The organism is Nonomuraea sp. NPDC050227, from assembly GCF_044459705.1.
Lineage (GTDB): Bacteria > Actinomycetota > Actinomycetes > Streptosporangiales > Streptosporangiaceae > Nonomuraea.
In genome coordinates this window covers 206,064-232,360 of the sequence record NZ_JBITJF010000015.1, presented here as the reverse complement: position 1 = coordinate 232,360, position 26,297 = coordinate 206,064, and the positions used below count along the sequence as shown (strand labels likewise).

The following is a 26,297-nucleotide window of genomic DNA, read 5'->3' as shown; positions in this document are numbered from 1 at the left end:
GGGAGGTCAGGTATGACTTTCCACCTGACGGGCGACAGGATGGGGCACATGGTTGCTGAAGGTGCGCTTCTCTGGGAACCGACCGGCGAGGTCGTGTCCGCCGCCAAGCTGACCCGCTACCTGGAGTGGCTGGGGCGGTCCGGCGCGAGCTACGAGGAGGTGTGGCAGTGGTCCGTCGACCGTCCTGAGGAGTTCTGGACGTCGATCTGGGACTACTTCGACGTCGTCGGGGAGCGCGGCGACGGGCCGGTGTTGTCGGGGGAGATGCCGGGCGCGACCTGGTTCGCGGGCGCCGAGGTCAACTACGCCGAGAACGCGTTGCGGCGCACCGAGGGCACCGCCCTGGTCTTCGTCTCCGAGGACGGCGCCCGCCAGGAGCTGACCCACGCCGAGCTGCGCGACGAGGTGGCCCGCGTCCGCACCGGCCTGGCCAGGCTCGGCGTCACCAGGGGCGACCGCGTGGCCGGCTACCTGCCGAACATCCCGCAGGCCCTGATCGCCTTCCTCGCCACGGCCTCGCTCGGCGCCGTCTGGTCGGCCGGCTCGCCCGACTTCGGGGTGCCGAGCATCGTCGACCGGTTCCGGCAGATCGAGCCCAAGGTGCTCATCGCGGTCGACGGCTACCACTACAACGGCAAGAGCTACGACCGTTCCGACGCCGTGAACGAGATCGCCGCCGAGCTGCCCACGCTGCGCGCCACGGTCTGGATCCCCTACCTGTCGGCGGCCGGCGAGGGCCGCGCCCCCCAGGAGGCCGAGCCGGCCGCCGCGCACGCCCGGTCGGTGCCGCACGGCGAGGTCATCGGCTGGGAGGGGCTGCGGGCCGAGGCGGGGCCGCTGGAGTTCGAGCGGGTGCCGTTCGGTCATCCGCTGTGGATCCTCTACTCCAGCGGCACGACCGGGCTGCCCAAGCCGATCGTGCACGGGCACGGCGGCGTGCTGCTGGAACACCTCAAGTCGCTCGCCTTCCACCAGGACCTGGGCGAGGGCGATGTGTTCTTCTGGTACACCACCACGGGCTGGATGATGTGGAACTACCTCGTCGGCGCCCTGCTGGTGGGGGCCACGCCGGTGCTCTACGACGGCTCGGCCACGCATCCCTCGCCCGCCGCGCTCTGGCGGATCGCCGCCTCGGAGAAGGTGACGTACTTCGGGGTGGGGGCGCCGTACATCATGGCCTCGCTGAAGGCCGGGCTGCGTCCGGACGGGCTGGAACGGCTGCGCGGCATCGGCTCGACCGGCTCGCCGCTGCCGCCCGAGGGCTTCGCCTGGGTCGCCGCCGAGCTGCCCGGCACGCCGATCGGGTCGTTCTCCGGCGGCACCGACGTGTGCACGGGGTTCGTCGGGGCCACGATGCTCCACCCGATCAGGGCGGGGATCATCCCGTGCCGGTCGCTGGGGGCCAAGGTGGAGTCGTACGACCCCAAGGGCGAGCCGGTGGTGGGCGAGGTGGGCGAGCTGGTGCTGACCAAGCCGATGCCCTCGATGCCGGTGATGTTCTGGAACGACCCCGACGGGCGGCGCTACTTCGACAGCTACTTCGACGTCTACCCGGGCGTGTGGCGGCACGGCGACTGGATCAAGATCAACGAGGACGGCAGCTGCGTCATCTACGGCCGCTCCGACTCGACGCTCAACCGCGGCGGCGTGCGCATGGGCACCAGCGAGTTCTACCGGGTCGTGGAGCGGTTCGACGAGATCGCCGACAGCCTCGTGATCGACACCGGGCAGCTCGGCCAGGAGGGCAGCCTGCTGCTCTACGTCACCCTCGCCGAGGGCGCCGAGTTCGGCGAGCCGCTCGAACGCGCCCTGTGCGCGGCCCTGCGCCAGGAGCTGTCGCCCCGGCACGTGCCGAACGAGATCCGCGTGGTGCCCGGCATCCCCCGGACGTTGTCCGGCAAGAAGCTGGAGGTGCCGGTGCGCAAGATCCTGCTCGGCACGCCCGTCGAGGAGGCGGCCAACCCCGACGCCATGGCCAACCCGGAGGTGCTGCGGCACTTCAGGCCGTGACGGGAAGGGCTCAGGGCTCCAGGCCGAACAGGGGCAGGCAGGCGTCGAGGTTGCGGATCTCGACGTCGGGGGACGGCGACCAGTCCTCGCGGGCCATGCGGAAGCGCCGGGTGACGACCGGCTCGCCCTGGCGCGCGTGGACGGTGACGCCGTCCTCGCGGTAGCCGAGCTTCCTGGTCACCGCCAGCGAGGCGTGGTTGTCCTCGAACGCCTCCGTCACGGCGTGCCGCGCGCCGAGCCCGGCGAAGGCGAGGTGCAGGACGGCCCTGCGCATCTCCGTGCCGATGCCGCGGCCCTGGAACCGCCGGCCCAGCCAGGAGCCCGTCTTGACCTCGCGGGTGACGGGAAAGCTGGTCGCCATGACGCCCTGGGTGCCGACGACCTGGCCCTCGTGCACCACGACCAGCTCCAGCGACCAGTCGTCGGCGGTGAACCCGGCCCAGTTGCGGAAGTGGTACTGCACCGTACGGCGGGCCCGCTCGGCCGGGGGCGCCTCGGTCCACGGGAACATGAACGGCATGAAACCCGCCTCGTGGACGCCCTCGGCCGCCCGGTCGGCCAGTTCGTCGAGGTCGTCGAGGGTGGGGTGCCGCAGTTCCAGCCGCGGCGTGGTGATGGAGAGCTCAAAGAGCGGCCAGTTACGCATATTCCGGCATACTTCCAGGCGTACCTCCGCGTGCGCGACTCATTTTTTTGCCCGGCCCCGAACTTCGCCGGAAAGGATTTGCCGAACGGTGTGCGTTCCGGGTCTCGCCTTGGCTAAGGTTGGGGCTGTTCGGAGGGGTGAACAGAGGCCGGGCGGGTGAATGCGCAGCTCGCTCCCCGGCCTCTGGAGATAAGGCGGATGCGTCCATGGCGCATCCGCCTTTTCTTTGTTCCGCTGATTTCGCGCGTGTCTCGCCTCGGTCCACGCTTGCTAAAGGTTTGACCGTGCCGTCGCATAAAAGCGATATGCCGGTTTTTAGCGGGATTTGCCAGTGTCGTGAATTGTCGGCGATCTGGGTAGGCGTTGACCTATGATCACAAAGGTTCGGAGAGCGGTTGTTTTCGCCGCTCTCGGGTGTGGTGGGCTTCCCTTCCTGGCCGGTACGCCCGCCGTGGCGGACACGCCGGACAAAGCGGACAGGGCGGACGCGGCGGACACGGTTGACATAGAAGACAGGGCGTACCGGCCGGACAGGGTGGACCGGGCAGAAACCGTGGACCGGGTAGAAAGGGTGGACCGGGCGGACAAGGCAGATAAGGCGGACAAGGCGGTGCCCGGCGGGGGGATCGTGCTGCGGCCGGGCGACCGCGGCGAGACCGTCAGGCGCCTCCAGGAGCGGCTGCACCGGAACGGCTACTACTACGGCAGGCTCAACGGCGTCTACGACGAGCAGACCAAGTTCGGCGTGTGGGCCTTCCAGAAGCACCGGCACCTGCGTCCCCAGGGTGCGGTCGGGCCAGAGGTGTGGCGGGCCTTCGACCGTCCGGTGCGGATGAAGCCGCTGGTCCCGCGCGGCGAGGCGGACCGGGTCGAGATCAATCTGCGCTACCAGCTGCTCGTCGTCTACCGCCACCGCCGCCCGGCGCTCATCTCGCACGTCTCGACGGGCGCGCGGGTGAACTACTGCGAGAACGGCCACTGCGGCAACGCGATCACCCCGACCGGCGACTTCCACGTCACCAGCCGCGCGCCGGGCTGGACCGAAGGCCCGCTGGGCACGATGTACGACTCGCTCTACTTCGTCGGGGGCATCGCCATGCACGGCTCGTCGAAGGTGCCGCTGCGGCCCGCCTCGCACGGCTGCGTCCGCCTGCCGCTGCCCACCTCGAAGCGGCTGTTCGACATGGTGAAGATCGGCGAGCCGGTCTATGTGCGGGAGAAGTAGGTCAGACGCCTTGCGGCAGGCGGAACAGCCGGTCGGGGTCGTAGGTGGCCTTCACCTCGGCCAGGCGGGCGGCGTTGGGGCCGTAGTAGGCGCCGCGCCAGCCGGTCAGGTCGGGGTCGACGTAGTTCACGTAGGCGTGCTCGCCGAAGTGCGGGGTCAGCTCGCCGTGCAGCCGGCGCAGCCACGTCCGGTCCGTGCCCTTCGCGTAGTACTGCACGCTGTAGAGCGCGGCCCGGTGCGGGAACGCCGTGGCCGCCGGCTTGACCCGGCCCACCGCGCCGCCGAGCGCGTCCAGCAGCACGGCGTGCCGTCCGCCGCGCGCCACCCCGTCCACCAGGCGGCGCACGCCGTCGGCGGGGAGCTCGGCGTAGGCCAGGTGCGACTTGGCGGCGAACGCCTCCCGCCGCGGCCGCCGGCACTGCGCCACCGGCCGTGACGCGCATCCCGCCATGATCATCATGGCCTCCCGGTACGACGTCGTCCGCACCGACCTCGACGACGGCGCGCCGACCCGGGCGACCAGCGGGGCGAGCAGGCGGTCCAGTGACGCCTTCGTGCCCTCGTACGTGCCGACGAGGAGCACGTCCAGGTCGCGTTCCTCGCGCGCCAGGTGCAGCGAGGACCACAGCTCGTCCGGCGCGGACGGGGCCCACGACTGCCAGGCGCGCACCGCGGCCCCGGCCCTGGACCATGGCCAGTGCAGGAAGAACACGGTCAGGTCGCGGGTGGCGTGGGTGCGGAAGGTGAAGGAGACCGCGACGCCGACGTTGCCGCCGCCACCGCCGCGGCAGGCCCAGTAGAGGCCGGAGTGGTGGGTGGCGTCCGCGGTCAGCAGGCGGCCGTCGGCCGTGACCACGCGTACGGACTCCAGCGTGTCGCAGGTCAGGCCGTACTTCCTGGACACCACCCCGATGCCGCCGCCCAGCGCCAGCCCGGCGATCCCGACCGTGGGGCACGAGCCAGCGGGGATGCTCACGCCGTGCCGGGCCAGCCCGTCGTAGACGTCGACCAGCTTGGCGCCCGCCCCGATCGTGGCCCGTCCGGCGGCGTAGGCGACCGTGTTCATCCGGGACACGTCGATGACCAGGCCGGTCCCGGTGGACCAGCCCGCGTAGGAGTGGCCGCCGGAGCGGGGGGTGACCGCGACGCCGCTCGCGCGCGCGAAGGCCAGGCACGCCGAGACGTCCGCCGGGCTCGCGCAGTAGGCCACCCCGCCCGGCCTGATCCGGTCGTAGGCCGGGTTGACCAGACGGCGGGCGGCGTCGTACCCGGAGTCGCCGGGCAGCACCAGCGTGCCGGCCAGCCGCCCGCGCAGCCGCGCCCAGTCCGGCGGCGGCGCCGACCGCCCGGCGCCGAGCGCGCCGGTCAGCTCAGCGCCGCGCGTGCCGGTGCCGTGGGGACCCGGGCCGTACGGTCCGGCGCCGGTGGCCGGTGCGGCGGGCGTCCTCGCGTCGGCGGCCAGTGCCAGCGGCGCGAGCGCGGTGAGGTGGAGAAAGTCGCGGCGGTCCATGGGCGTCCCCCGTCGGTCGTGTCGAACCGATCGATGAGACGCCTGGCCCTCCGGACAAGTTCGTCACAACTACATCACTACCGACATCACCCCGCTGTCCCGCCAAATCCGAAGATGTTGGTACTGGCCCCCACCCGCGTCAGCCCGGGAGCCTTCCGCAGCACGCCGTCCTTGACCAGCCGCAGCGGCGACGTGGGCGGCTTCGGCGCCTCTCCGCTCGTCTGGACGACCCGCAGGGCCAGCGCCGGGCACATCTCGACCGCCCGCCGCGCGTCCTTGACCATCCACCCCGGCACGTTACGGAACGACGGGAACCCGTAGTCGTCCAGGTCCACGAACTCCGGCAGCAGGTGCGCGCACAGGCCGTGCCCCTGACAGCGGGTCCAGTCCACCTCCAGCCGGTACTCGGGCTCCACCTCCGGCTCGGGCATCGGCAGCACGCCGCGCACCGGCCGGCCGCACGAGCCGTGCTCCAGGTGCAGCGCGATCTCGCTCTCGAACGCGTCCAGCGCCGACAGCACGAACTTGGCCGTGCCGTCGGGATGGAAGCACGCCCCACGCCGCTCGACGGCCCGCACGCACCGGCGCACGGCGTCCACGGAGCCGGTGCCCTCGGCGATCGCGCACAGGGCACGCGCCACGTCGGGCAGCCCCAGACGGCAGGGCCCGCACTGCCCGGCCGACTCGGCGGCCAGGTACGAGGCCACCCTGGCCGCCTCGCCCAGCGGGCAGGTGCCGTCACCGAGCGGCACGATGATCCCCGCGCCCAGCGTGGCGCCGGCCAGCTTCATGCCCTCCCGCGAGATCACCGCCGACCCGGCCACCTCGGCCGACAGCCACGCGCCGTGGTAGCCGCCGACCAGCACGCCGTCCCCGGCCTCGGCCTCGCACAACGCGAGCACGTCGGCCAGCAGGACGCCGGTCGGCGCCTCGATCACCGCGCCGTTGGCCGCGCCGCCGCTCACCGTGAGCAGGATCGTGCCGGGCTCCTTGCTGGTGCCCACCTCGGCGTACTTCTGGGGGCCGTACTCGGCCAGCAGCGCGAACTGGGCGTAGGTCTCGGTGTTGGACAGCAGGGTCGGCAGCCCGTCCACGCCGCTCGTCGCGGCCCGCCGCTTCCTTCCCGGCGGGATGGCCTCCTCGCCGTTCACGCCGCGGACGAGCGCGCCGCCCTCCCCGCTGATGAACCTCTCCGCCAGCCCGACGACCCGGATCGGGATGCGGCTCTCCGAACCGCCCGACACGTTCGCGGCCCGGCGTTCGGCCACGGCCGCCGCCACGGACGACTCGGCCACCTCGCCCTCGACCGTGGCCACGACCACCTCGCGGGCGCCCAGCGCCTCCGCCGCCAGGATGGCGCCGTCCAGCACGAGGTGGGGGTTGCGGGTGAGCAGCATGGCGTCCTTGGAACTGGCCGGCTCGCCCTCGGCGCCGTTGACCAGCACCACGCTCTCGCCCGTGCCCGCCGCGTCGGCCACGGCCCGCAGCTTGCGGGCGAACGGGAAGGCGGCGCCGCCCCGTCCGCGCATGTCGACCTCGTTCACCATGGAGATGAGCTCGGCCAGCTCGCGCGGCCGCGGCTCGCCGTGCAGCGTCCGGTGCGCGGGCAGGTCGAGCCGCCGGCAGTGGTCGAGCCCGGCGGTCAGCCGCGCCGGGCCCATCCGCAGCACGCGCGGCACCCGGTGCGGGATCACGACCGGCTCCCCGGGGTCGCGCGGCGCGGGCTCATCCGGCCTCCCGGTACCTGCGCCGCGCGTCGGCCAGGCTCACCGGCGCGTCGGCCGCCGCTGTGGCCGCCGCTGCCGTGGCAGCCGCTGTGGCCGCGGCCGTCGCCCGCGGCCGCTCGACGGGCACGTCCGCCGCCACCCCGGCCGTCACGGCGGGCGCCTCGACCCTCTCCGGTACGACGGGCGGCCTGCGCAGCGTGGCCAGCACCCGCACGATCAGCGCGGACCCCACCGCGGCCAGGCACGCCACGTACGACCAGGCCACCCAGCCGGCCGGTGACCGGCCGGCTGTCAGCCCGTGCATGATCGCGATGGGCCAGGCCAGGTAGGCGGCCGAGTGCAGCAGCCGCCACAACCACGGCGTGCCCCGCACGGCGAAGCGGCCCCTGAGCATCCCCGTGGCCACCGCCACGACCATCAGGTCGAAGGCGAGCGCGCCGAAACCCACGTAGATCCCGGCGACCGGCACGATCGCCGCGCCCGGCGGCGCGTGTCCCAGGCTGATCATGAGGACGATGTGCGTGACCAGGTAGGCGAGCCCGATGAGGGCGGTGGCGCGGTGCGCGAGCTGGGCCCTGACCCGGTTGGGCGGGGACAGGAACACGCGTTCGGTGGTGATCAGGCCCAGCGCGACCGTCGCGGTCAGCAGCACCAGGGCGAACACGCCCGCGTAGAACTCTAGGAAACTCACTCCTCGGCCGAGCAGCGCGACGCCGCGTTCTGTCCTGGCCAGCGCGAACACCGACAACAGGACGGCCGTCAACGAGGCGCTCGCCCCCAGCCGGACGTTCCTTGTGTCCAGCTTGGTGGGGGCGTGCCGGGGGTGTCGTCTGTGGAGCATCTATTTCCCTCCAAGGTCGGGTGAGGGTACGACTCGGAAGGCTGATGGGGACGTGTCAGCAGCGGCGACCCCGGTTGATGCACGAGACGACGAACTGCATCAGCCGTTCGGGCATGACGTTGGCGAAGTCCGCGTGGTCGGTGACCGGGTTGTGCTTCTGCTCAGGGAACGCGTCCACGGCGAACGACGGACCCTGTGGAACCGTGTAGGCGAGGAGCATGCGCAGTTGCGGAATCGCCCTGGTGCCTTGCGGACAAGCGCCGTTCTGCCCGGGGAAGACCACGTGCGTGCGGTGATTGGCGCTGTCGGTGTTCTGACCGTCCCAGCAGCTGGGGAAATCCAGAATACGAAGAACCTGACTTCCGCGCGGGCAAAGCGGATATTTATCGGGACTTATGCGATTTGTGAATCCTGTGCAGCTCCAGCGGGCGCGGGCGTTCGCGGCGCCGTTCGTCCCCGCCTTGGCGTCGCCGGTGATCAGGCGCAGGAACCTCGGCATCGCGACGACCCTGGAGGTCGCGTTGCCCCGGAACTGCAGGCTCACCGTGCCGGCGCGGATCACCCGGCCCACGTTGCCGTCGGGGTCCTGGACGTTCGCGTCCACTTTGCGGTCGCGCAGAACTGGCCAGAAGTAAGTGGATTTATCCCCTAGGCGGCAGGTGGTTCCGGCGGCGGCCAAACTCTCGTCGGTGGAGAAGCCGTCCGTGGACAGGTTGCCGACGTAGTCGTGGAGATGGTGGGCGCCGTTGCTCACGCCGGGGGCCACGATGAAATTGTCGGGGTTGTTGTGACCATTGCGGTTGGTGCCGCATTGAGCGACGAACGTGCCGCGTGAGCCGTTCCTGCCGATACCGGCGTCGAGCCTCAGGGGCTGAACCTGGCGGATGTCCACGAAGTCGGTGACGAACGGGCCGAGGTCCTTGCAGTCGTCCTGGGAGGCCGTCGGGGAGGGGGAGGCGGTCCGGGTCGGCCGGCCACGCCGGTCCTGCGACTGGTCACCGGGGTCCTGCGGGTTCTGGGGGTCCTGCGGGTTCTGGGGGTCCTGCGGGTCCTGGGGGTTCTGGGGATCTTGGGGATTCTGGGGGTCCTGGGGTGCGGTCGTGGGGATGCGGGGGGAGCGGTCGCGGCGGAACAGGCCGTCGCCGGGGTCCTCCGGCTCCGGCGACTGCGCCGGGTCGCGCAGCACGATCCCGCCGCCCTGCACCTGCTGATCCCCACCCTGCTCCTGCCGCTCCGGAGCCTGCTGGTCGGGCGCCTGCTGATCCGGGACCTGCTGATCCGGGACCTGCTGGTCGGGTGCCTGCTCGTCAGGCGCCTGCTGGTCCGGGGCCTGCTGGTCGGGGGCGCGGTCGCGCTGGCGGCGGGAGTCGTCCTGGCTCGCCTGGGCCGGGTCGCAGTGGTCGGCCCGCGCCGGGGCCACGCCGATGACGGCGGCGGACACCAGGCCGCCCGCCGCCACGGCAAGAGCGGTCATGGCCGCGGCCATGCGCCCGGTTCTCATGGTTGTCAGCCGTTGCATGGTGGGAGGTACGCGGGCTTACACCATCAGGTTCACCCATGACCGGAGATAGTTAGAAATAACTGGAGTTATCGGAGTGGCTGCCGGACCGATAACGAAGGTGTAAAGATGTGCCCCGTGCTAGGTCACCTCGACGGCAGGTTCGAGAGTGCGGATGCCGAGGCGGAACATCGCATCGCGGTGCTCTACCAGGAGTTCGGCGGCCCTCTGCTGCGCCACGTACGCAAATCGACCGGAAACGATCTGCAATGGGCCGAGGACGTCGTACAGGAGACGCTGGTCAGGGCCTGGCGAAACTCGGCAAGACTGCAATGGGAACCGAGCCTTTTATGGGCGTGGCTGCTGACAGTGGCCCGCCGCATCGTCATCGACGGACGCCGACGGAAGAGCGCCCGGCCTCACGAGGTCGAGCCGCCCGAAGTCGACCAGATGTCGGTGCCGGACGGCTCCGAACGCGCGCTGTCGGCGATCGTCGTCGCCGACGCGCTGCGCAGCCTGTCCGCCGAACACCGCGAAGTCATTGAGCAGACCTACCTCCGAGACCGTACGATAAGTGAAGCGGCGGAGATTCTGGGGATTCCGCCGGGCACGGTGAAGTCCCGGCTCTACTACGGCATCCGGGCTCTCCGCGAACAGCTGCGTGACAAGGGGGTAGCCGGCTGATGCACGACGGGGTGGCCGCCTACGTCCTCGGCGTCCTCGACGAGGAGGAGCACGAGGCGTTCGAACGCCACCTCGACGCGTGCGAGCGGTGCCAGGCCGAGCTCATGGAGCTGGCCGAGCTTCCCGACCGGCTCGACGATCTCAAGACCGCCCCCTCGGCCTCCGGCGACGATCCCCCCATGTCGATGTCACGTTGACGTCTATGCCCTTTTCGGGTGATATCGGTACGGCGAGGCACACGCCCGGAATCAGGGCCGGGCGTTCAGGGGGAGGTGTTCGGTGGGCATCGACGGTGATGCACCCGTTCCCCCCGCGCCGGCGGTCCGGCGAGGAAGGCGACCGGCTGTCGCCCACCTCCCCGGACGTACCCGTCTGCACTACTTCCCCTCGCTATGGGAACGAAGAGCCTGGCTATGAACAGCCATGGCAAACCCTCACAAAGGAGTGAGAGCGAAATGCCGCTCGACGAGGCCAAGGATGAGCTGCTGCAAAGAGCCGCGGAAAGTTGCGCGGTCGGCAGCGAGCACATGAGCGCGGAGGAGGCCCTCTCCTTCCTGCGGTTCTACTACCGCCATGTCGCACCCGAGGACCTGCTCGACCGCAACCCCGTCGACGTGTACGGCCCGGCGATGTCCCAGCGGCAGCTCGCCGAGGTACGCCCCCAGGGCCGGGCCGTGGTCCGCGCCTACACCCCCACGCTGGAGGAGAACGGCTGGGACCCGGGGCACTCGGTCGTCGAGGTGGTCACCGACGACATGTCGTTCCTGGTCGACTCGGTCACCATGGAGCTCGACCGGCAGGACATCGGCACCCACCTCGTGGTCCACCCCCAGATGCGGGTGCGCCGCGACATGACGGGCCGGATGCTCGGCCGCGGCCAGGAGGACGTCACCGGCCAGGTGCTGGTCGAGTCGTGGATCCACATCGAGATCGACCGCCAGGCCGACCCCGCGGTGCTCAGGCGCGTCGAGGCCGACCTGCAGCGGGTGCTCGCCGACGTGCGGTACGCGGTCGAGGACTTCAGGAAGATGCGGGCCCTGGCCGTCCAGACGGCCGAAGACCTGAGCATGAACCCGCCGCCGCTGGAGCCCGCCGAGGTCGAGGACAGCCTCGACCTGCTGCGCTGGCTCGCCGACGGGCACTTCACGTTCCTCGGCTACCGCGAGTACCGGCTGGAGCACACCGACCAGGGCGAGATGCTGAAGGCCCTGCCCGGGGCCGCGCTCGGCATCCTGCGCGACGACAAGGTGGGCTCCGACAGCTTCTCCGCGCTGCCCGCGGAGGTGCGCGCCAAGGCCCGCGAGAAGCAGCTCGTGATCATCACCAAGGCCAACAGCCGGGCCACCGTCCACCGCGCGACCTACCTCGACTACATCGGGGTCAAGCTGTTCTCGCCCGAGGGCGAGGTGATCGGGGAGCGCCGCTTCCTCGGCCTGCTCACGCACGTGGCCTACAACGAGTCGATCTCCAGGATCCCCGTGCTGCGGCGCAAGCTGGCCGAGGTGCTCAACGCCGCCGGCCACGCGCCCGACAGCCACGACGGCAAGGACCTGATCGAGATCCTGGAGACGTTCCCGCGCGACGAGCTGTTCCAGACCTCGGTCGCCCAGCTCCTGCCGATCGCGCTCGGCGTGCTGCGGCTGCGCGAGCGCAAGCAGGTCAAGCTGTTCCTGCGGCGCGACGACTACGGCCGTTACATCTCCTGCCTGATCTACCTGCCCCGCGACCGCTACACCACCAAGGTGCGGCTGAAGATGCAGGAGGTGCTGCTCAAGGCGCTCGGCGGCAGGTCGCTCGACTACAGCGCGATGATCGGCGAGTCCGTGCTGGCCCGGCTGCACGTGGTCGTGCGCGGCGAGCGCGGCAAGCAGCTCCCCGCGCCGAGCGTCGACGTGGAGGAGCTGGAGGCGCGTCTGGCCGCGCTCACCCGCTCCTGGGAGGACGACCTGGCCGCCGCCCTCGACGAGATGACCTCCGAGGAGGAGGCCCCCGGGCTGGCCAGGAGGTACGTCTCCGCCTTCCCCGAGGGGTACAAGGCCGACTTCCCGCCCAAGGTCGCCGTGGTCGACCTGCGCCGCCTGGAGCAGCTCGTCGCCGACGGCGAGGAGGTGGCGATCAACCTCTACGAGCCGTACGACGCCTCCGAGGGCGAGCGGCGGCTGAAGATCTACAAGGTCGGCTCGCCGATCTCCCTGTCGGAGGCGCTGCCGCTGATCCAGCGACTCGGCGTCGAGGTCGTGGACGAGCGGCCGTACGAGATCGACCGGGACGGCGACGCGAGCACCAAGAACGCCTGGATCTACGACTTCGGCCTGCGCTACACCCCCTCCGGCGAGGTGGACAGGAACGACTTCAAGCGGCTCTTCCAGGACGGCCTGAGCGCCCTGTGGCAGGGCCGGGTCCAGGCCGACAACTTCAACGCCCTCATCCTGCGGGCGGGCCTGACCTGGGAGCAGGTCGAGATCCTGCGGGTCTACGCCAAGTACCTGCGGCAGGCCGGCAGCACGTTCTCGCAGCTCTACATGGAACGCGTGCTGCTGGGCAACGTGCGGCTGGCCCGGCTGCTGGTCCGCCTGTTCGAGGCCAAGCTCGACCCGAGGCGCGGCGACGACGTGCGGGTCGACCTCGTGGAGGCGCTCAACGAGGAGATCCTGGGCGCCCTCGACGAGGTGGCCTCCCTCGATGAGGACCGCATCCTGCGGGCCTACCTGGAGATGATCCAGGCGACCCTGCGCACCAACTACTTCCAGACGGTCGACGGGCAGCGCAAGCCGTACATCTCGCTGAAGGTCGACCCGCAGGCGATCAGCGTGCTGCCGCTGCCGCGGCCGAAGTACGAGATCTTCGTGTACTCGCCCCGCGTCGAGGGCGTGCACCTGCGCTTCGGCAAGGTCGCCCGCGGCGGCCTGCGCTGGTCCGACCGCATGGAGGACTTCAGGACGGAGATCCTCGGCCTGGTCAAGGCCCAGATGGTGAAGAACACCGTCATCGTGCCCACCGGGTCCAAGGGCGGGTTCGTGGTGAAGCAGCCGCCCGCCTCCGGCGCCCGCGAGGACGTGCTGGCCGAGGGCGTGGCCTGCTACCGGATGTTCATCTCCGGCCTGCTCGACATCACCGACAACCTGGTCGACGGCAAGGTCGTGCCGCCGGCCGACGTGGTCAGGCACGACGGCGACGACACCTACCTCGTGGTCGCCGCCGACAAGGGCACCGCCACCTTCTCCGACATCGCCAACAGCGTGGCCAAGGAGTACGGCTTCTGGCTCGGCGACGCCTTCGCCTCCGGCGGCTCGGTCGGCTACGACCACAAGGCCATGGGCATCACCGCCCGCGGCGCCTGGGAGTCGGTCAAGTACCACTTCCGCACCATGGGCGTGGACGTGCAGACCACCGACTTCACCGTGGCCGGCATCGGCGACATGTCCGGCGACGTGTTCGGCAACGGCATGCTGCTCTCCCAGCACATCCGGCTGGTGGCCGCCTTCGACCACCGGCACGTCTTCATCGACCCCACGCCCGACGCGGCCCGCTCGTTCGCCGAGCGGCAGCGCCTGTTCGACCTCCCGCGCAGCTCCTGGGACGACTACGACCCGTCGCTGATCTCCGCGGGCGGCGGCGTGTTCCCGCGTACGGCCAAGTCGATCCAGATCACCCCGCAGATGCGCGAGGCGCTGGGCATCGAGGCGGGCGTCAGCTCGCTGGCCCCCAACGACCTGATCAGCGCCATCCTGCGGGCCCCCGTCGACCTGCTGTGGAACGGCGGCATCGGCACCTACGTCAAGGCCGGCTCGGAGTCCCACGCCGACGTCGGCGACAAGGCCAACGACGCGCTCCGGGTGGACGCCGGCGACCTGCGTTGCAAGGTCATCGGCGAGGGCGGCAACCTGGGCTTCACCCAGCTCGCCCGCATCGAGTTCGCCCTGAACGGCGGCCTGGTCAACACCGACTTCATCGACAACTCGGCCGGCGTGGACACCTCCGACCACGAGGTGAACATCAAGATCCTGCTCGACCAGGTCGTGCGCGACGGCGAGCTGACCGACAAGCAGCGCAACCAGGTCTTCACGTCGATGACCGACGAGGTCGCCGACCTGGTGCTGCGCGACAACCACGCCCAGAACGTGGTGCTCGACGCGACCCGCGCCCAGGCGGTCGACATGCTCCACATCCACGCCCGCTACCTGCGCAAGCTCGAACGCGACGGGCTGGTCAACCGCGAGCTGGAGTTCCTGCCCTCGGACAAGACGCTGGCCGAGCGGCGGCAGGCCAGGCTCGGGCTGACCGCGCCGGAGTTCTCGGTCCTGCTGGCCTACACCAAGCTGGTGGCCGACGCCGAGGTGCTGGGCTCCGAGCTGCCCGACGACCCGTACCTGGCCTCCTGGCTGGTGTCGTACTTCCCGTCGGACCTGCGCGAGCGGTTCCGCACGTACATGGACGCCCATCCGCTGCGGCGCGAGATCATCACGACCTGCGTGGTGAACGAGCTGGTCAACGCCATGGGCACCACGTTCATGTTCCGCTTCGCGGAGGAGACCGGCGCCTCCACGTCCGACATCGTGCGGGCGTACCTGGTGGCGCGGGAGGTCTTCGACCTGCCGAGCTTCTACCGGGCCGTGGAGGCGCTGGACAACGAGGTCGACACCGCCACGCAGATCGCCATGCTGCTGGAGGGCCGCAAGCTGGTCGAGCGCGGCACCCGCTGGCTGCTGGTCAACCGGCGTCCGCCGCTCGACCTGGCCGGGTCGGTCGGCTTCTTCCTCAAGGGCGTCAACGGGCTGTCCGCGCACATCCCCAAGCTGCTCACCGGGCCCGACCTGGCCGCCTACGAGGAGCGCCGCGACTCCTTCGTGGCCCGCGGGGTGCCGCAGGAGCTGGCCGAGCGGGTGGCTGCGATGGTGCCCGCCTACTCGACGCTGGACCTGGTCGAGGTGGCGTCCCTGACGGGCCGTCCGGTGAACGAGGTGGCGGAGGTCTACTTCGACCTGGCCGACCGCCTGCAGCTGGCCCGCCTGCGCGAACGCGTCATCGCCCTGCCGAGGGACAACCGGTGGAACTCCATCGCCCGCTCGGCGCTGCGCGACGACCTGTACGCCGCGCACGCCTCGCTGACCCGTGACGTGCTGGCCCACAGCACGTCCGGGCTGCCGCCCGAGGAGCGGCTGGCCCGGTGGACCGACGGCAACGCGGCCGCCGTGGGACGCGCCCGCCAGACGCTGTCGGAGATCTGGGAGAGCGACCACTTCGACCTGGCGACGCTCTCGGTGGCCCTGCGCGCGATCCGCACGCTGGTGGCCGCCAGCAACCTGCCTCACACGGAGGCGTAGGAACCGCCCGAAGGGGCCCTCACTCGCCGCTGGCGCGGGTGAGGGCTCCGTCGTGGGCGACGACCCGGGCGGCGGCCGGGGCCGACAGCGGGGGCACCGCCGTGGCGTACTGGTGGACCTCGGTGAGCTTGAGGCTGCGGCGCACCGACGAGGTCGAGATGGCCCAGCCCGCCTCCGGCGGCACCGGGATGATGTAGGTGTTGTTGGCGACGGTGCGGGTCGAGGTGTTGCGCGACAGCGAGTACTGGATCAGCGCGCCGCCGTCGGCCGTGCGTAGCGCGTAGACCGGCCAGTTGTCGGCGCTGAAGATCGAGTCGTAGCTGAACCCGTCCTTCTTGGCCGTCTCGCGGTCGGTGGCGATCTGCTTGGCCACCTCCGTCGTGTACGGCCCATCGGCGAGCAGGCCCGCCGTCACCCCGGCCGACCCGGTCTCGGCCACGCTGGCGTGCACCGGGCCCATGTACTGGGGGCTGATCGTGACGGTCTTGTCGTCGGGCGTCAGCGCCGTGGCGTAGCCGTCGGCGTCGAGCCGCACCCGCGGCAGCTCCTGGCCCGGCAGCAGCTGCGCGGCCGAGCTGAGCAGCCAGTCGTCGCCGCTCTTGGCGAACGTCAGCAGCGTCGGCTGCCCGTTGCGCGTGGCCAGCGCGCTGAACCAGGGCGCCCGCTCGCCCTGGGCGAACCTGGGCACGTAGAGGGTGGGCGTGCCCCAGGCGTAGCGCGGCGGGCGGTCGCCGGTGGACTCGAAGGCGGCCTGCGTGAGCGCCAGCTGCCCGTCGCGGACCAGGTCGGTGCCGAGGAGCAGCCTCCCCGTCACGGGGCTCTCCACGCGCAGCACGTCGTCGGTGGGCAGGATCTCGGCGACCGCCTCGGCCGCCTCCTGACGCGTGACGGCGGGCGGCGGCGCGCTGGGCGAAGGGCTCGCCGCGCCGGTGGCGCCCGCCTTTCCCTGGGTCACCGCCGGGGACGTCTGAGCAGGGCCTGTGCACGCGGTCGCCGCGGCCAGCACGCCGACGGCGAGCGCCAGCATCTTCCCCCGACCGTATGCACGCACCTCGCCATGTTATTCGTGCACGCGAGGGTCGCGTACCCTAGGGAGACGTGGCAGGCATCGATCCGGCAGAAGAGATCAACGAGCTCGCGAACACGCTCCGCAGCATCCAGGACGTGCTCGACCTCGACGCGATGCGCAAGCAGATCGAGGAGCTGGAGCAGCAGGTTGCCGCCCCAGACCTGTGGGACGACCCCGAGCAGGCGCAGAAGGTCACGAGCAAGCTCTCCCATCTCCAGGGCGAGCTCAACCGCGTCGAGGGCGTCGCGCGCCGTCTCGACGACCTGAAGGTGCTCTACGAGCTCGCGGCCGAGGAAGGCGACGACGACACGCGCCTCGAGGCCGACAAGGAGCTGGAGTCGCTCAAGACCGACATCGGCGCCCTTGAGGTGCGCACGCTCCTGTCGGGCGAGTACGACGCCCGCGAGGCGCTCGTCACCATCAACTCCCAGGCCGGCGGCGTCGACGCCGCCGACTGGGCGGAGATGTTGCTGCGCATGTACCTGCGGTGGGCCGAGCGCAAGGGCTACTCCACCGAGGTCTACGACACCTCCTACGCGGAGGAGGCCGGCATCAAGTCGGCCACGTTCACCATCAAGGCCCCCTACGCCTACGGCACGCTGCGCGGCGAGCACGGCACCCACCGGCTGGTCCGCATCAGCCCGTTCGACAACCAGGGCCGCCGCCAGACCTCGTTCGCGGGCGTCGACATCGTGCCGGTCGTCGAGCAGACCGACCACATCGACATCAACGAAGACGACCTGCGGATCGACGTCTACCGGTCCTCGGGCCCCGGCGGCCAGGGCGTCAACACCACCGACTCGGCGGTGCGCATCACCCACCTGCCCACCGGCATCGTGGTCTCCTGCCAGAACGAGCGCTCCCAGCTCCAGAACCGCGCCTCGGCCATGAACGTGCTCCAGGCCAAGCTGCTGGAGCGCAAGCGGCAGGAGGAGGCGGAGAAGATGTCGGAGCTGCGCGGCGCGACCACCACGTCATGGGGCACGCAGATCCGCAACTACGTGCTGCACCCGTACCAGATCGTGAAGGACCTGCGTACGGGCACCGAGGCGGGCAACCCGTCGGCGGTGCTCGACGGCGACCTCGACGGGTTCATCGAGTCGGAGATCCGCTGGATGCGCAGGGCGGAGTCAGGCACCGACTAGGTGCCTGAGCACCAGCGTCGCGAAGAGCAGCACGAGGAGCAGGACGACGACGAGGGCGGGTGACAGTCCGGCGAAGCCGTGATTGTGCATCCGCTCCCTGTTGGCTCGGCAGAGGGGGCAGCGGCCCTCGATCACGGGGTGGGCGCACTGCGCGCATACGAGGTGTTCACAACTCATGACAGCCCCAAGTCTAGCCGCACAATCGTTTTGTTTCCGTTATGGACGTTCCATGCCAGTCTTCCCCCTAGACTGTCGTCTGGCCAATCGGAACGTCGATCATCAGTAAAGACGGCGCCCCCGATCGGCCGGCGGCGGGAAATGGGCATGTGCCACCCTCGCTTCCGTCCTGACCCCTAGACTGGCATGCCGTGATGCTCTCGTGATCCATTTCGATAATGTCACCAAGGTCTACGCGAACCAGAACCGGCCCGCTCTCGACCACGTCTCCGTCGACGTGGACAAGGGCGAGTTCGTGTTCCTCGTCGGCCCTTCGGGGTCAGGCAAGTCCACGTTCCTGCGTCTGGTCCTGAAGGAGGAGCGGCCCAACTCCGGGGCGATCCACGTCGCCGGCAAGGATCTGGCCCGCCTCTCCAACTTCAAGGTGCCTCACCTGCGCCGCCGCATCGGCTGCGTCTTCCAGGACTTCAGGTTGCTCCCGAACAAGAACGTCTACGAGAACGTGGCGTTCGCCCTAGAGGTGATCGGCAAGCCCAGGCGGTTCATCCGCAAGGTCGTGCCCGAGGTCATCGAGCTGGTCGGCCTGGAGGGCAAGGCCCATCGCATGCCCGACGAGCTGTCCGGCGGCGAGCAGCAGCGTGTCGCCATGGCCCGCGCGTTCGTCAACCGGCCGATGATCCTGCTGGCCGACGAGCCCACGGGCAACATCGACCCCGCGACGAGCATCGGCATCATGAAGGTGCTCGACCGCATCAACCGAACTGGCACCACGGTCGTCATGGCCACGCACGACGCGGCCATCGTGGACTCCATGCGCAAACGCGTCGTCGAGCTGGAGGACGGGAAGATCGTCCGTGACCAGTCGCGTGGCGTGTACGGCCAGGCGTACTGACAGGGAGCGGCAGACACAACATGCGGGCGAACTTCATCTTCTCCGAGGTCTGGATCGGCCTCCGTCGCAACCTGACCATGACGATCGCGGTCGTCATCACCGTGGCAGTCGGCATGGCGATGCTGGGCGTCGGCCTGATGATCAACGCCCAGGTCTCCATGCTCAAGTCCTTCTGGTTCGACAAGGTCGAGATCTCGGTCTTCCTGTGCACCAAGGGCACCGCGATCCCCGAGTGCAACGGCAAGGCCGTCACGCCGGCCCAGACGAAGGCGTTGAAGACCCGCCTTGAGAGCCTCCAGGGCGTCAAGGAGGTCTTCTACGAGGACCAGAGCACGGCGTACGAGAACTTCAAGACGGCCTACCAGGCCAGCCCGACGCTCGTCCAGGCCACCAGGGTCGAGGACATGCCGCAGTCGTTCCGCGTGAAGCTGGTCGACCCCGACAACTACCAGCCGGTGATCGACGCCGTGAAGGGCCAGCCGGGCGTGTCCCAGGTGATGGACCACAAGCAGCTCATCGGCAAGTTCTTCGACCTGCTCGACAAGCTGTCCTTCTACGCGCTGGCCGTCGCCATCGTGCTGGTGCTGGCCGCGGCGTTGCTGATCGGCAACACGGTGCGATTGTCGGCGTTCAACCGGCGCCGGGAGACGGGGATCATGCGCCTGGTGGGCGCGTCGAACCTCTACATCCAGCTGCCGTTCGTCATGGAAGGCGTGATCGCCGGTCTGATCGGCGGCGTCTTCGCGGCCATCATCCTGATCGTGACGAAGGTCCTGCTGTTCGAGGAGATCGCCGGCTACTTCGGCAGCGGCATGGCCCAGCTCGGCTGGGACGCGGTGGCCCAGACCATCACGCTCACCATGGCCATCGGCGTCGTGATCTGTGTGCTGGCCTCGTTCGTGACGCTCCGCCGATACCTCAGGGTGTGAGGAATCGCCGGTAAGGTCGAAGCATGCCACGTGAGACCGGGCGGAAGGTCATCGCCCAGAACAAGCGGGCCCGGCACGACTACCACCTTGAGGACACCTTCGAGGCGGGGCTCGTGCTCCAGGGCACGGAGGTGAAGTCGCTCCGCGAGGGCCGCGCCTCGCTCGTCGACGGCTACGCCAGCATCGACAATGGCGAAGCGTGGCTGCTCAACGTGCACATCCCCGAATACATGCAGGGCACGTGGACCAACCACGCCGCCAAGCGCAAGCGCAAGTTGCTGCTGCACCGCAAGGAGATCGAGAAGCTGGCCGCCATGACCAAGGAGGGCGGTCTCACGATCGTCCCCACGGTCCTGTACTTCCAGGACGGCCGGGCCAAGGTCGAGATCGCCGTCGCCCGGGGCAAGAAGGACTGGGACAAGCGGCAGTCGCTGGCCGAGCAGCAGGCCAAGCGGGAGATGGCGCGGGCCCTGCGGCACCGCAACCGATGAGAGCGGCGGCACTCTAACCGATGACACGCGCGCGCCGCACCCTTGCCGCGACCGTCACCCTGGCGGTCGCGAGCATGACGCTGACCGGCTGCTTCGAGGAGTCCTCGCCGCACGACGCGGTGCGCGACTTCCTCGTGGGCTGGCAGTCCGAGGACTACGCCCTGGCCGCGGGCCGCACCGACGGCGACCCCGCCAAGGTGGGCAAGGCCCTGGCCAACGCCAAGCTGGAGCTCGACGCGGCCTCGTTCCGCTTCAAGATCAAAAGCGTGAGCGTGAACGGCGAGGAGTCCAAGGCCGACTTCCGCGCCGAGGTCGACCTGGGGGAGAACACCCCGCTCTGGGCGTACGACGGCTCGCTGCCGCTGCACCTGGTCGACGGCAGGTGGAAGGTGCGCTGGTCGCCGTCGGTGCTGCATCCGCAGCTCAAGGAGGGCCAGCGGTTCGCGGTCGAGACCAACCCCAAGCCGCGCCAGCCGGTGGTCGACCGGGCCGACGACCCCCTGCAGAACGAGCTCTACGTCTACGTCGTGGGCGTGGTGCCGTCCGCGCTGGGCGACCGGGCCGAGGACGTCGTGGCCAAGCTGTCGGCGATCACCGGCTACGCCCAGGACCGGCTGCTGAGCCGGATCAGGTCCTCGCCGCCCGACAAGTTCGTGCCGCTGGTCACGTTCGGGCGCTCGCGTTACCTGTCGATGAAGTCGAAGCTGGCCGGCATCTCCGGCATCCAGACCGACCCGCAGCCGCAGCCCATCGACCCGGCCGCCCCCAAGCAGATCGTCGGCAAGGTCAGCGCGCTCACCCCCGAGGACGAGCAGAAGCTCGGCGGCCCCCAGCGGGCCGGCGACTCGATCGGCCAGAGCGGCCTGCAGCAGGCGTACCAGGACTATCTGACCGGCTCCACCGAGACCAAGGTGATCACCCTCGATCTCAAGACCGGCCGGCAGGTGGCCAAGCTGCAGGAGTGGCCGGGCCGCCAGAACGTCTCGGTCAAGACCACGATCGACAGCCGCGCCCAGGCGGCGGCCGAGCGGGCGGTGGCCGAGACGGCCACCAGCGCGCTGGTGGCCGTGCAGCGTGACACCGGCGAGATCCTCGCGGTCGGCACCAGCGGGCTCAACCAGGAGAAGGACGCGCTGGCGGGCAGGTTCCCCGCGGGCACGGCCTTCTCGATCGTGGCGGCCGACGCGCTGATCAAGAGCGGCGTCAGCACCAAGCAGCGGCTGGCCTGCCCGGCCGAGCGCACGGTGGGCGGCGCCAGGTTCGTGCACACCAGCCAGACCGCCGGGGTCACGTCGTCGGCCACGTTCCAGGACAACTTCGCCAAGGGCTGCGTGACCGCGCTGGCCTCGCTGGCCCGCCGGGCCAGCGCCGGCGGTCTGGCCGCGAGCGCCAAGGCGTTCGGCATCGGCCAGCCGTGGCGGCTGCCGCTGAAGTCGTTCAGCGGGGCGATGCCCGAACTGTCCAGCGACGCCGACAAGGCCAGGGCCATCGCGGGCCAGACCGTCGAGGTCAGCCCGCTGTCGATGGCGCTGGTCGCGGCGGCCGTGGGGTCGGGCACCTGGCGGCCGCCGGTGCTCGTGACCGCGCCCACGTCGCCCGATCCGGCGGCGGAGGTCGTCCCGGCCAAGCAGCCGGACGCCGTCCCGATGGATCCGAAGGTGCGCACCGCGCTGACCGCGATGATGCGCGCCGGGGCGGTCGGCAGCCCTGCGCAGGCGGGCCGGGGCAGGGTCTACGGCGTGCGCGCGACGGCGGGCACCCAGGACAAGCCCATGACGTGGTTCGTCGGCTGGCAGGGGGACGTGGCGATCGCCGTCCTGGCCAAGAACTACGACGCGGCGGCCGTCGCGGGCAGCTTCTTCTCGGGCCTTCGTGACTCTGCGTGAAAATCTTGTGACGGCGAGCAACCGTTCATGGTCGTGGCTGCGTCTTACTGAATGACTGGGCCCGCTCGGGGGGTTGCGGACTCAGTCGCCGTGATGAGATCAGGACTTCATCTCGGGGGAAGTCCTGCCGTCCGGACCGGCTCGACCCTGCCGGTCGGCCCCCGGGAGCGCGTGCTGCTGTGCCACGCTCCCGGGGGTTTCGCCATGCTGGAATTAAGTTGGCGTTGGGGGCGTTGTCCCCTGTAGATTCAGTGTTGCTCGTCTCTGCGTGATGATCAGCGTGAGGCGTGTTGACAACTGCACAGGGGGTGACTGGCTTCGACTTCGATCTTGCAAGCCAGGTGAAGCGGGCCGAGGACTGCGGACATAACCTCGTTAATCCTGTGACCGCAAAACAATAAGTGCCAATTCCAAGCGCACTGAGGTCGGCCAGGGTTCCCTGGCCCTCGCTGCCTAAGTAGCGAAACCTCTGTCAGCCCGGGAGTGCCTTCGGCCCGGTGTCTGGCATCGTTAGAAGGCTCAACCGATCGACCCGGCCACGGGGGAGATCGGGAAATCAAACAGTGGCTGAGCCCGTCGGCGACTCGCCTGCGTGATCGCCGGGGCTGAGAAAAGCACAGCAGGCTGCGCCCGGAGAAGCCCTGACTTGGGATTGAAGGACGCGGGTTCGATTCCCGCCACCTCCACGTGATCAAAAGCCTCCGACCTGCCGATTACTCGGCGGGTCGGAGGCTTTTCGCTGTCCGGAAGACGTGCGCACCCGAGCTCAGAACATACGCAGCCAGCGGCGGAGGCGGTCGAGGGGGGTGCGCGGCTCCAGCGGGGGCAGCAGGCGGCGCAGCTCGTCGTCGGTGGCCGGGCGGGCGTCGAGCGCGGCCTGGCGCAGCGGCTTCGCGTCCACCCGCAGGCCGCCGAGCACCTGGACGGTCACCGTGCCGCGGCGCACCGCGTAACCGTGCGTGTCCTCTCGGCGGACATAGGTGAGGCCGGAGCCGACGGGGGTGCACTTCTGGGCGAGATAGCACAAGTCGTCGTCGGCCTGGCTCACGGACAACGTGATGTGGACGCTCTGGCCGCCGTTGCCGGTGTGGTCGGAGGGCGTGTAGACCAGGCCCGGCGGGATGCCCATGAGCTGTGGGGTGTACCCCGGGACGCGGGCCGCGTAGTAGTCGCCGGTCTGCTCCTGGTCGCCCAGTTCGCGGGCGGTGGCCGGGCGCAGGCTCCGGGCGGCCGACCGGAGCAGGTCGCGGGGGACGGCGGTGCTGCCCACCACCGTGACGTACCGTCGGCCCACCCGCACCTGGTAGCCGTGCTCGACCGGGCCCTGCCGGTGGACCAGGCCGCCGGGCTCGGCCGTGCAGGATCCGGTCGGCAGGTCGGCGTCCTGCGCGGTGGGCTGGCCGCACACGGCCGCGCCCGGCAGGAGCCGGTCGTAGGCGACGATCCTGACGTACCGGTCGGGCGGGATGGCGGCCGGGTCCGCCGGAGTGAAGCCGGAGCCGCCCAGCCCGCCGCCGTAGTCCCGGTCGTCGGGCCGGTAGCCGGGGACGGCGACCACGTACGCGGTCTCCCGGTGGAGGTCGCCCGCCGCCAGGCGTGCCTCCAGGTCGTCCGGCGGCTCCTGGCGCAGCACGGCCACGCCCGCCCCCACAAGCGCCACGCCCAGCCCGAGCGCGACGCCCTTGTGGCGCCACCCGCGCAGCAGCGTCCCGGCCACGAGGGCGTACGGAACGCCGCCGAGCACGGCCGCGAGCAGCAGGTCGCGGCTCACCCCGAGGCCGGCGACGTCGGTCACCACCCAGCCGAGGGCCCAGCCGGCGGTTCCCAGGCCCAGCACCAGCAGCGCCCACAGGAACCGGCCGCCGTGCGTCGCGCCGAGGACGGACACGCCGCGGGTGGCCCTGATCACGATGACCAGGTAGCCGAGCAGGGCTGCCACGCCCAGTGCGGCGGCGGCGAGGAGCACCGCCTCGTCGCCGGCGAACAGCACGGCCAGCAGGACCAGCCACGCCGTCGGCAGGAAGACCGATCCGGCCGCCCAGGCGGCGACGAGCTGGGCCAGGACCAGCAGCGGCCGTGACGCGACCCCGCCGGGCGGACGGTCGGGCCCGATGTCCGTCAGGCTTTGCCGCTGCTTTCGACGACCGCCGGGCGGCGCGGGTTCGGTCAACGGGACGGTTCGAGGATCGTCTTGATGTGCTGGTTGCGCATGTTGATGAGGTGGGTCATGTGGCGGCGCAGGACCAGCAGCTCGGCCAGGCGGCCCAGGGGGCCGGCGGGGGCGGAGAAGTCGACGACGTCGGTCATGAGGGTGGCGCCCGCGTGCGGAGCCGCCTCGAAGCGGTGTTCGTGCCGCCAGTGGCGGAACGGCCCGGACACCTGCTCGTCCACGAAGTACGCGGGCCGTTCCCAGGCGCTGATCGTGGAGGTCATCCGCCAGGTGAGGCCGAAGTGCCGGGCCTGCCAGGTGACCTGGTCGCCGAGGCCGAGCAGGCCCGTGGTGACCCCCGCGACGGCGCGTTCCGACGAGCCGGCCATGGACGCGGTGTGGGTCTCGACCGACAGCGACGTGTCGAAGAGCACGCCGGGGGGAGCGAAGACCAGGGTCACGGTCTCGAAACGCGCCATGGCGGCATCTTAGGGATCCCCGTGGGCGCGGGGCCGAGGGGGGCGGGCTAGTGGGCGCAGCCGGCGTACTCGTCGGGCTAGTGGGCGCAGCCGGCGTACTCGTCGAGGCGCCGGAACATGGCGGCCAGCATGAGCGGGAACATCGCGACGTGCGCGACGAGCATCAGGACGCCGCCGTCGATGACACCGAGCCAGAGCAGCGGATAGAGCGGCACGATCGGGACGAACATCGCCGCGCACATCTCCAGCGTCGCCGGCCAGCGGTGGCCGCGGAAGCGCATCCACACGGCCATGCCCACCGACATGTCGACGGCCATGATCAGGTACGCGAGCTCCGGCGACTCGTCGTGGGAGACGGAGAGGCCGACGGCCGACTGGAGGGCGCCGAGCGCGAACATGCCGACGAACATGGCGACGATCATCTCCACGTAGTGGAGGGCGAACTTCGACCAGCGGCGTCCGGTCGCGGAGGGGGTCGCGGGTGCAGGGGGCGTCGGTGTCATGGCTCCGACTGTGGCCGGGTGGGGGGACGGGGACGAGGGGGCGAAGCCGTACATGTCTGGAAACTTGGGTTCTTGGTCTTCCGGACCTACAGTCGTGCCATGGAGTACCGGCGGGTCGTGGTCGTCGCCTACGAGGCGGCCGAGCTGCTCGACATCGCGTGCGTCAGCTCGACGCTGGAGAACGCGAACTGGCACGGCGCCTCACCGTACTACCAGGTACGGCTGGCCACCCCCGGCGGTCATCCCGTGACCACCGCCGGCGCGCTGGTGCTGCAGGCCCAGCTCGCGCTGGAGCGGATCACCGGGCCGCTCGACACGCTCATCGTCTCCGGCGGCACCGGCCACGTGGACGCCGCGGCGAACCCGCTGGTCGTCGGCCATGTCCGCAGGCTGGCGCGGGAGAGCAGGCGGGTCGCGTCGGTGTGCACCGGCGCGTACGTGCTGGCCGCCGCGGGACTGCTCGACGGCAGGCGAGCCACCACCCACTGGCGGGAGGCGGCCGACATGGCCGCCCGCTACCCGCGCGTCACCGTGGACCCGGCCCCGATCTTCGTCCGCGACGGCGAGGTGGCCACGTCCGCGGGGGTCACCGCCGCGCTCGACCTCACGCTCGCCCTGGTCGAGGAGGACAACGGCGCCGAACTGGCCAGGACGGTGGCCCGCGGCATGGTCACCTACCTGCAACGGCCGGGCAACCAGGCCCAGATGAGCATGTTCGTCAGCCCTCCGGCGCCCGCCGACGGCCTGGTCAGGCGGATCGTCGAGCACATCTGCGCGAACCTGGCCGCCGACCTCACCGCGGCCACGCTGGCCGCCGCGGCGGGCGTCAGCGAACGCCATCTCACTCGGCTGTTCCTCCGGCATCTGGGGCAGACGCCGGGCAGGTTCGTGCGGCGGGCCCGTACCGAGGGGGCGGCTCAGCTGCTGGCCTCGACCTCGTTGCCCATGTCCGCGATCGCCGTACGGTGCGGGTTCGGGACGGCCGAGACGCTGCGCCAGGCGTTCGTGGACCGGTACGGCATCCCGCCGTCCCGCTATCGGCTGACCCAGTCGTCCGCGACCGGCTGATCGCCATTTATCCCGCCCGAAATGGGCAATCCGGGCTAGGGTGT

At 70.5% G+C, this 26,297-nt stretch carries 20 protein-coding genes and 1 other RNA gene; 12 read left to right on the top strand and 9 right to left on the bottom strand.

Annotated elements, in window-relative coordinates:
* The first annotated feature begins 48 nt into the window (after nucleotides 1-48).
* The gene (locus ACIBK9_RS44010; RefSeq protein WP_387668745.1) at nucleotides 49-2,010 is read left to right on the top strand and encodes an acetoacetate--CoA ligase; all 1,962 of its coding nucleotides are present in this window, start codon (nucleotides 49-51) and stop codon (nucleotides 2,008-2,010) included.
* 10 nt (nucleotides 2,011-2,020) lie between these two features.
* Here the strand turns inward: ACIBK9_RS44010 and ACIBK9_RS44005 are convergent, their stop codons facing one another.
* A complete protein-coding gene (locus ACIBK9_RS44005; RefSeq protein WP_397164967.1) occupies nucleotides 2,021-2,656 on the bottom strand; it encodes a GNAT family N-acetyltransferase in 636 nt (211 codons plus the stop codon).
* A gap of 553 nt (nucleotides 2,657-3,209) precedes the next feature.
* On the opposite strand from ACIBK9_RS44005, the gene ACIBK9_RS44000 reads away from it, so the two are divergent.
* A complete protein-coding gene (locus tag ACIBK9_RS44000) occupies nucleotides 3,210-3,881 on the top strand; it encodes a L,D-transpeptidase family protein (RefSeq protein WP_397164966.1) in 672 nt (223 codons plus the stop codon).
* 1 nt (nucleotide 3,882) lies between these two features.
* On the opposite strand, the gene ACIBK9_RS43995 is transcribed toward ACIBK9_RS44000, so the two are convergent.
* From ACIBK9_RS43995 to ACIBK9_RS43980, 4 genes are all read right to left on the bottom strand, one after another.
* Complete coding sequence (locus tag ACIBK9_RS43995; protein WP_397164964.1) at nucleotides 3,883-5,391, bottom strand: FAD-binding oxidoreductase; 1,509 nt, start codon at nucleotides 5,389-5,391, stop codon at nucleotides 3,883-3,885.
* 86 nt (nucleotides 5,392-5,477) lie between these two features.
* Nucleotides 5,478-7,085, bottom strand: a complete 1,608-nt coding sequence (locus ACIBK9_RS43990) for an NADH-ubiquinone oxidoreductase-F iron-sulfur binding region domain-containing protein (protein ID WP_397164962.1) — start codon at nucleotides 7,083-7,085, stop codon at nucleotides 5,478-5,480.
* 31 nt (nucleotides 7,086-7,116) lie between these two features.
* Nucleotides 7,117-7,959 (bottom strand): ferric reductase-like transmembrane domain-containing protein, encoded by an 843-nt coding sequence (locus ACIBK9_RS43985; RefSeq protein WP_397164960.1) that lies wholly within the window; start codon nucleotides 7,957-7,959, stop codon nucleotides 7,117-7,119.
* A gap of 55 nt (nucleotides 7,960-8,014) precedes the next feature.
* Entirely contained in the window at nucleotides 8,015-9,433 is a 1,419-nt protein-coding gene (locus tag ACIBK9_RS43980; protein ID WP_397164958.1) for a DUF1996 domain-containing protein, read from the bottom strand.
* 162 nt (nucleotides 9,434-9,595) lie between these two features.
* Here ACIBK9_RS43980 and ACIBK9_RS43975 point away from each other — a divergent pair, with 162 nt between their 5' ends.
* The 3 genes from ACIBK9_RS43975 to ACIBK9_RS43965 all read left to right on the top strand — a co-directional run bounded on the left by ACIBK9_RS43975 (nucleotide 9,596) and on the right by ACIBK9_RS43965 (nucleotide 15,465).
* Complete coding sequence (locus ACIBK9_RS43975) at nucleotides 9,596-10,141, top strand: sigma-70 family RNA polymerase sigma factor (protein WP_364325670.1); 546 nt, start codon at nucleotides 9,596-9,598, stop codon at nucleotides 10,139-10,141.
* Complete coding sequence (locus ACIBK9_RS43970; protein WP_352349335.1) at nucleotides 10,141-10,338, top strand: zf-HC2 domain-containing protein; 198 nt, start codon at nucleotides 10,141-10,143, stop codon at nucleotides 10,336-10,338. Before ACIBK9_RS43975 ends, ACIBK9_RS43970 begins: the two co-directional genes overlap by 1 nt.
* 258 nt (nucleotides 10,339-10,596) lie before the next feature.
* Entirely contained in the window at nucleotides 10,597-15,465 is a 4,869-nt protein-coding gene (locus ACIBK9_RS43965; protein ID WP_397164957.1) for an NAD-glutamate dehydrogenase, read from the top strand.
* Between the two features lie 19 nt (nucleotides 15,466-15,484).
* Here ACIBK9_RS43965 and ACIBK9_RS43960 read toward each other — a convergent pair whose 3' ends face one another.
* Nucleotides 15,485-16,516 (bottom strand): hypothetical protein, encoded by a 1,032-nt coding sequence (locus ACIBK9_RS43960; RefSeq protein WP_397164955.1) that lies wholly within the window; start codon nucleotides 16,514-16,516, stop codon nucleotides 15,485-15,487.
* Between the two features lie 47 nt (nucleotides 16,517-16,563).
* Here ACIBK9_RS43960 and prfB point away from each other — a divergent pair, with 47 nt between their 5' ends.
* The 6 genes from prfB to ssrA all read left to right on the top strand — a co-directional run bounded on the left by prfB (nucleotide 16,564) and on the right by ssrA (nucleotide 22,743).
* Nucleotides 16,564-17,679, top strand: a complete 1,116-nt coding sequence (gene prfB / locus ACIBK9_RS43955) for a peptide chain release factor 2 (RefSeq protein WP_352349341.1) — start codon at nucleotides 16,564-16,566, stop codon at nucleotides 17,677-17,679.
* A gap of 379 nt (nucleotides 17,680-18,058) precedes the next feature.
* Nucleotides 18,059-18,748 (top strand): cell division ATP-binding protein FtsE, encoded by a 690-nt coding sequence (gene ftsE, locus ACIBK9_RS43950; RefSeq protein WP_020541427.1) that lies wholly within the window; start codon nucleotides 18,059-18,061, stop codon nucleotides 18,746-18,748.
* Nucleotides 18,749-18,768: 20 nt separating this feature from the next.
* Complete coding sequence (gene ftsX, locus ACIBK9_RS43945) at nucleotides 18,769-19,677, top strand: permease-like cell division protein FtsX (RefSeq protein WP_352321716.1); 909 nt, start codon at nucleotides 18,769-18,771, stop codon at nucleotides 19,675-19,677.
* A gap of 23 nt (nucleotides 19,678-19,700) precedes the next feature.
* On the top strand, nucleotides 19,701-20,168 hold the full coding sequence (gene smpB / locus ACIBK9_RS43940) for an SsrA-binding protein SmpB (protein ID WP_387668714.1): 468 nt from the start codon (nucleotides 19,701-19,703) through the stop codon (nucleotides 20,166-20,168).
* A 20-nt stretch (nucleotides 20,169-20,188) separates the two neighbouring features.
* Nucleotides 20,189-22,054 (top strand): penicillin-binding transpeptidase domain-containing protein, encoded by a 1,866-nt coding sequence (locus tag ACIBK9_RS43935; RefSeq protein WP_397164952.1) that lies wholly within the window; start codon nucleotides 20,189-20,191, stop codon nucleotides 22,052-22,054.
* 304 nt (nucleotides 22,055-22,358) lie between these two features.
* Nucleotides 22,359-22,743: a transfer-messenger RNA gene (ssrA, locus tag ACIBK9_RS43930) on the top strand.
* 77 nt (nucleotides 22,744-22,820) lie between these two features.
* Here the strand turns inward: ssrA and ACIBK9_RS43925 are convergent.
* The 3 genes from ACIBK9_RS43925 to ACIBK9_RS43915 form a co-directional block, all read right to left on the bottom strand.
* A complete protein-coding gene (locus ACIBK9_RS43925; RefSeq protein WP_397164951.1) occupies nucleotides 22,821-24,224 on the bottom strand; it encodes a hypothetical protein in 1,404 nt (467 codons plus the stop codon).
* On the bottom strand, nucleotides 24,221-24,682 hold the full coding sequence (locus ACIBK9_RS43920) for a cyclase (protein ID WP_397164949.1): 462 nt from the start codon (nucleotides 24,680-24,682) through the stop codon (nucleotides 24,221-24,223). The genes ACIBK9_RS43925 and ACIBK9_RS43920 overlap by 4 nt, the downstream gene beginning before the upstream one ends.
* Nucleotides 24,683-24,759: 77 nt before the next feature.
* Complete coding sequence (locus tag ACIBK9_RS43915) at nucleotides 24,760-25,185, bottom strand: hypothetical protein (RefSeq protein WP_364325647.1); 426 nt, start codon at nucleotides 25,183-25,185, stop codon at nucleotides 24,760-24,762.
* A gap of 99 nt (nucleotides 25,186-25,284) precedes the next feature.
* On the opposite strand from ACIBK9_RS43915, the gene ACIBK9_RS43910 reads away from it, so the two are divergent.
* Nucleotides 25,285-26,253 carry a helix-turn-helix domain-containing protein gene (locus tag ACIBK9_RS43910; RefSeq protein ID WP_364325644.1) on the top strand — a complete coding sequence of 323 codons (969 nt, stop codon included), beginning with the start codon at nucleotides 25,285-25,287 and terminating at the stop codon, nucleotides 26,251-26,253.
* The last annotated feature ends 44 nt before the right edge of the window (nucleotides 26,254-26,297 follow it).

Coding starts and splice junctions, on each gene's coding strand:
- ACIBK9_RS44010 (WP_387668745.1), top strand. CDS start 49: ATGGTTGCTGAAGGTGCGCTTCTCTGGGAACCGACCGGCGAGGTCGTG.
- ACIBK9_RS44005 (WP_397164967.1), bottom strand. CDS start 2,656: ATGCGTAACTGGCCGCTCTTTGAGCTCTCCATCACCACGCCGCGGCTG.
- ACIBK9_RS43995 (WP_397164964.1), bottom strand. CDS start 5,391: ATGGACCGCCGCGACTTTCTCCACCTCACCGCGCTCGCGCCGCTGGCA.
- ACIBK9_RS43985 (WP_397164960.1), bottom strand. CDS start 7,959: ATGCTCCACAGACGACACCCCCGGCACGCCCCCACCAAGCTGGACACA.
- ACIBK9_RS43980 (WP_397164958.1), bottom strand. CDS start 9,433: ATGACCGCTCTTGCCGTGGCGGCGGGCGGCCTGGTGTCCGCCGCCGTC.
- ACIBK9_RS43970 (WP_352349335.1), top strand. CDS start 10,141: ATGCACGACGGGGTGGCCGCCTACGTCCTCGGCGTCCTCGACGAGGAG.
- ACIBK9_RS43965 (WP_397164957.1), top strand. CDS start 10,597: ATGCCGCTCGACGAGGCCAAGGATGAGCTGCTGCAAAGAGCCGCGGAA.
- ftsX (WP_352321716.1), top strand. CDS start 18,769: ATGCGGGCGAACTTCATCTTCTCCGAGGTCTGGATCGGCCTCCGTCGC.
- smpB (WP_387668714.1), top strand. CDS start 19,701: ATGCCACGTGAGACCGGGCGGAAGGTCATCGCCCAGAACAAGCGGGCC.
- ACIBK9_RS43935 (WP_397164952.1), top strand. CDS start 20,189: ATGACACGCGCGCGCCGCACCCTTGCCGCGACCGTCACCCTGGCGGTC.
- ACIBK9_RS43920 (WP_397164949.1), bottom strand. CDS start 24,682: ATGGCGCGTTTCGAGACCGTGACCCTGGTCTTCGCTCCCCCCGGCGTG.
- ACIBK9_RS43915 (WP_364325647.1), bottom strand. CDS start 25,185: ATGACACCGACGCCCCCTGCACCCGCGACCCCCTCCGCGACCGGACGC.
- ACIBK9_RS43910 (WP_364325644.1), top strand. CDS start 25,285: ATGGAGTACCGGCGGGTCGTGGTCGTCGCCTACGAGGCGGCCGAGCTG.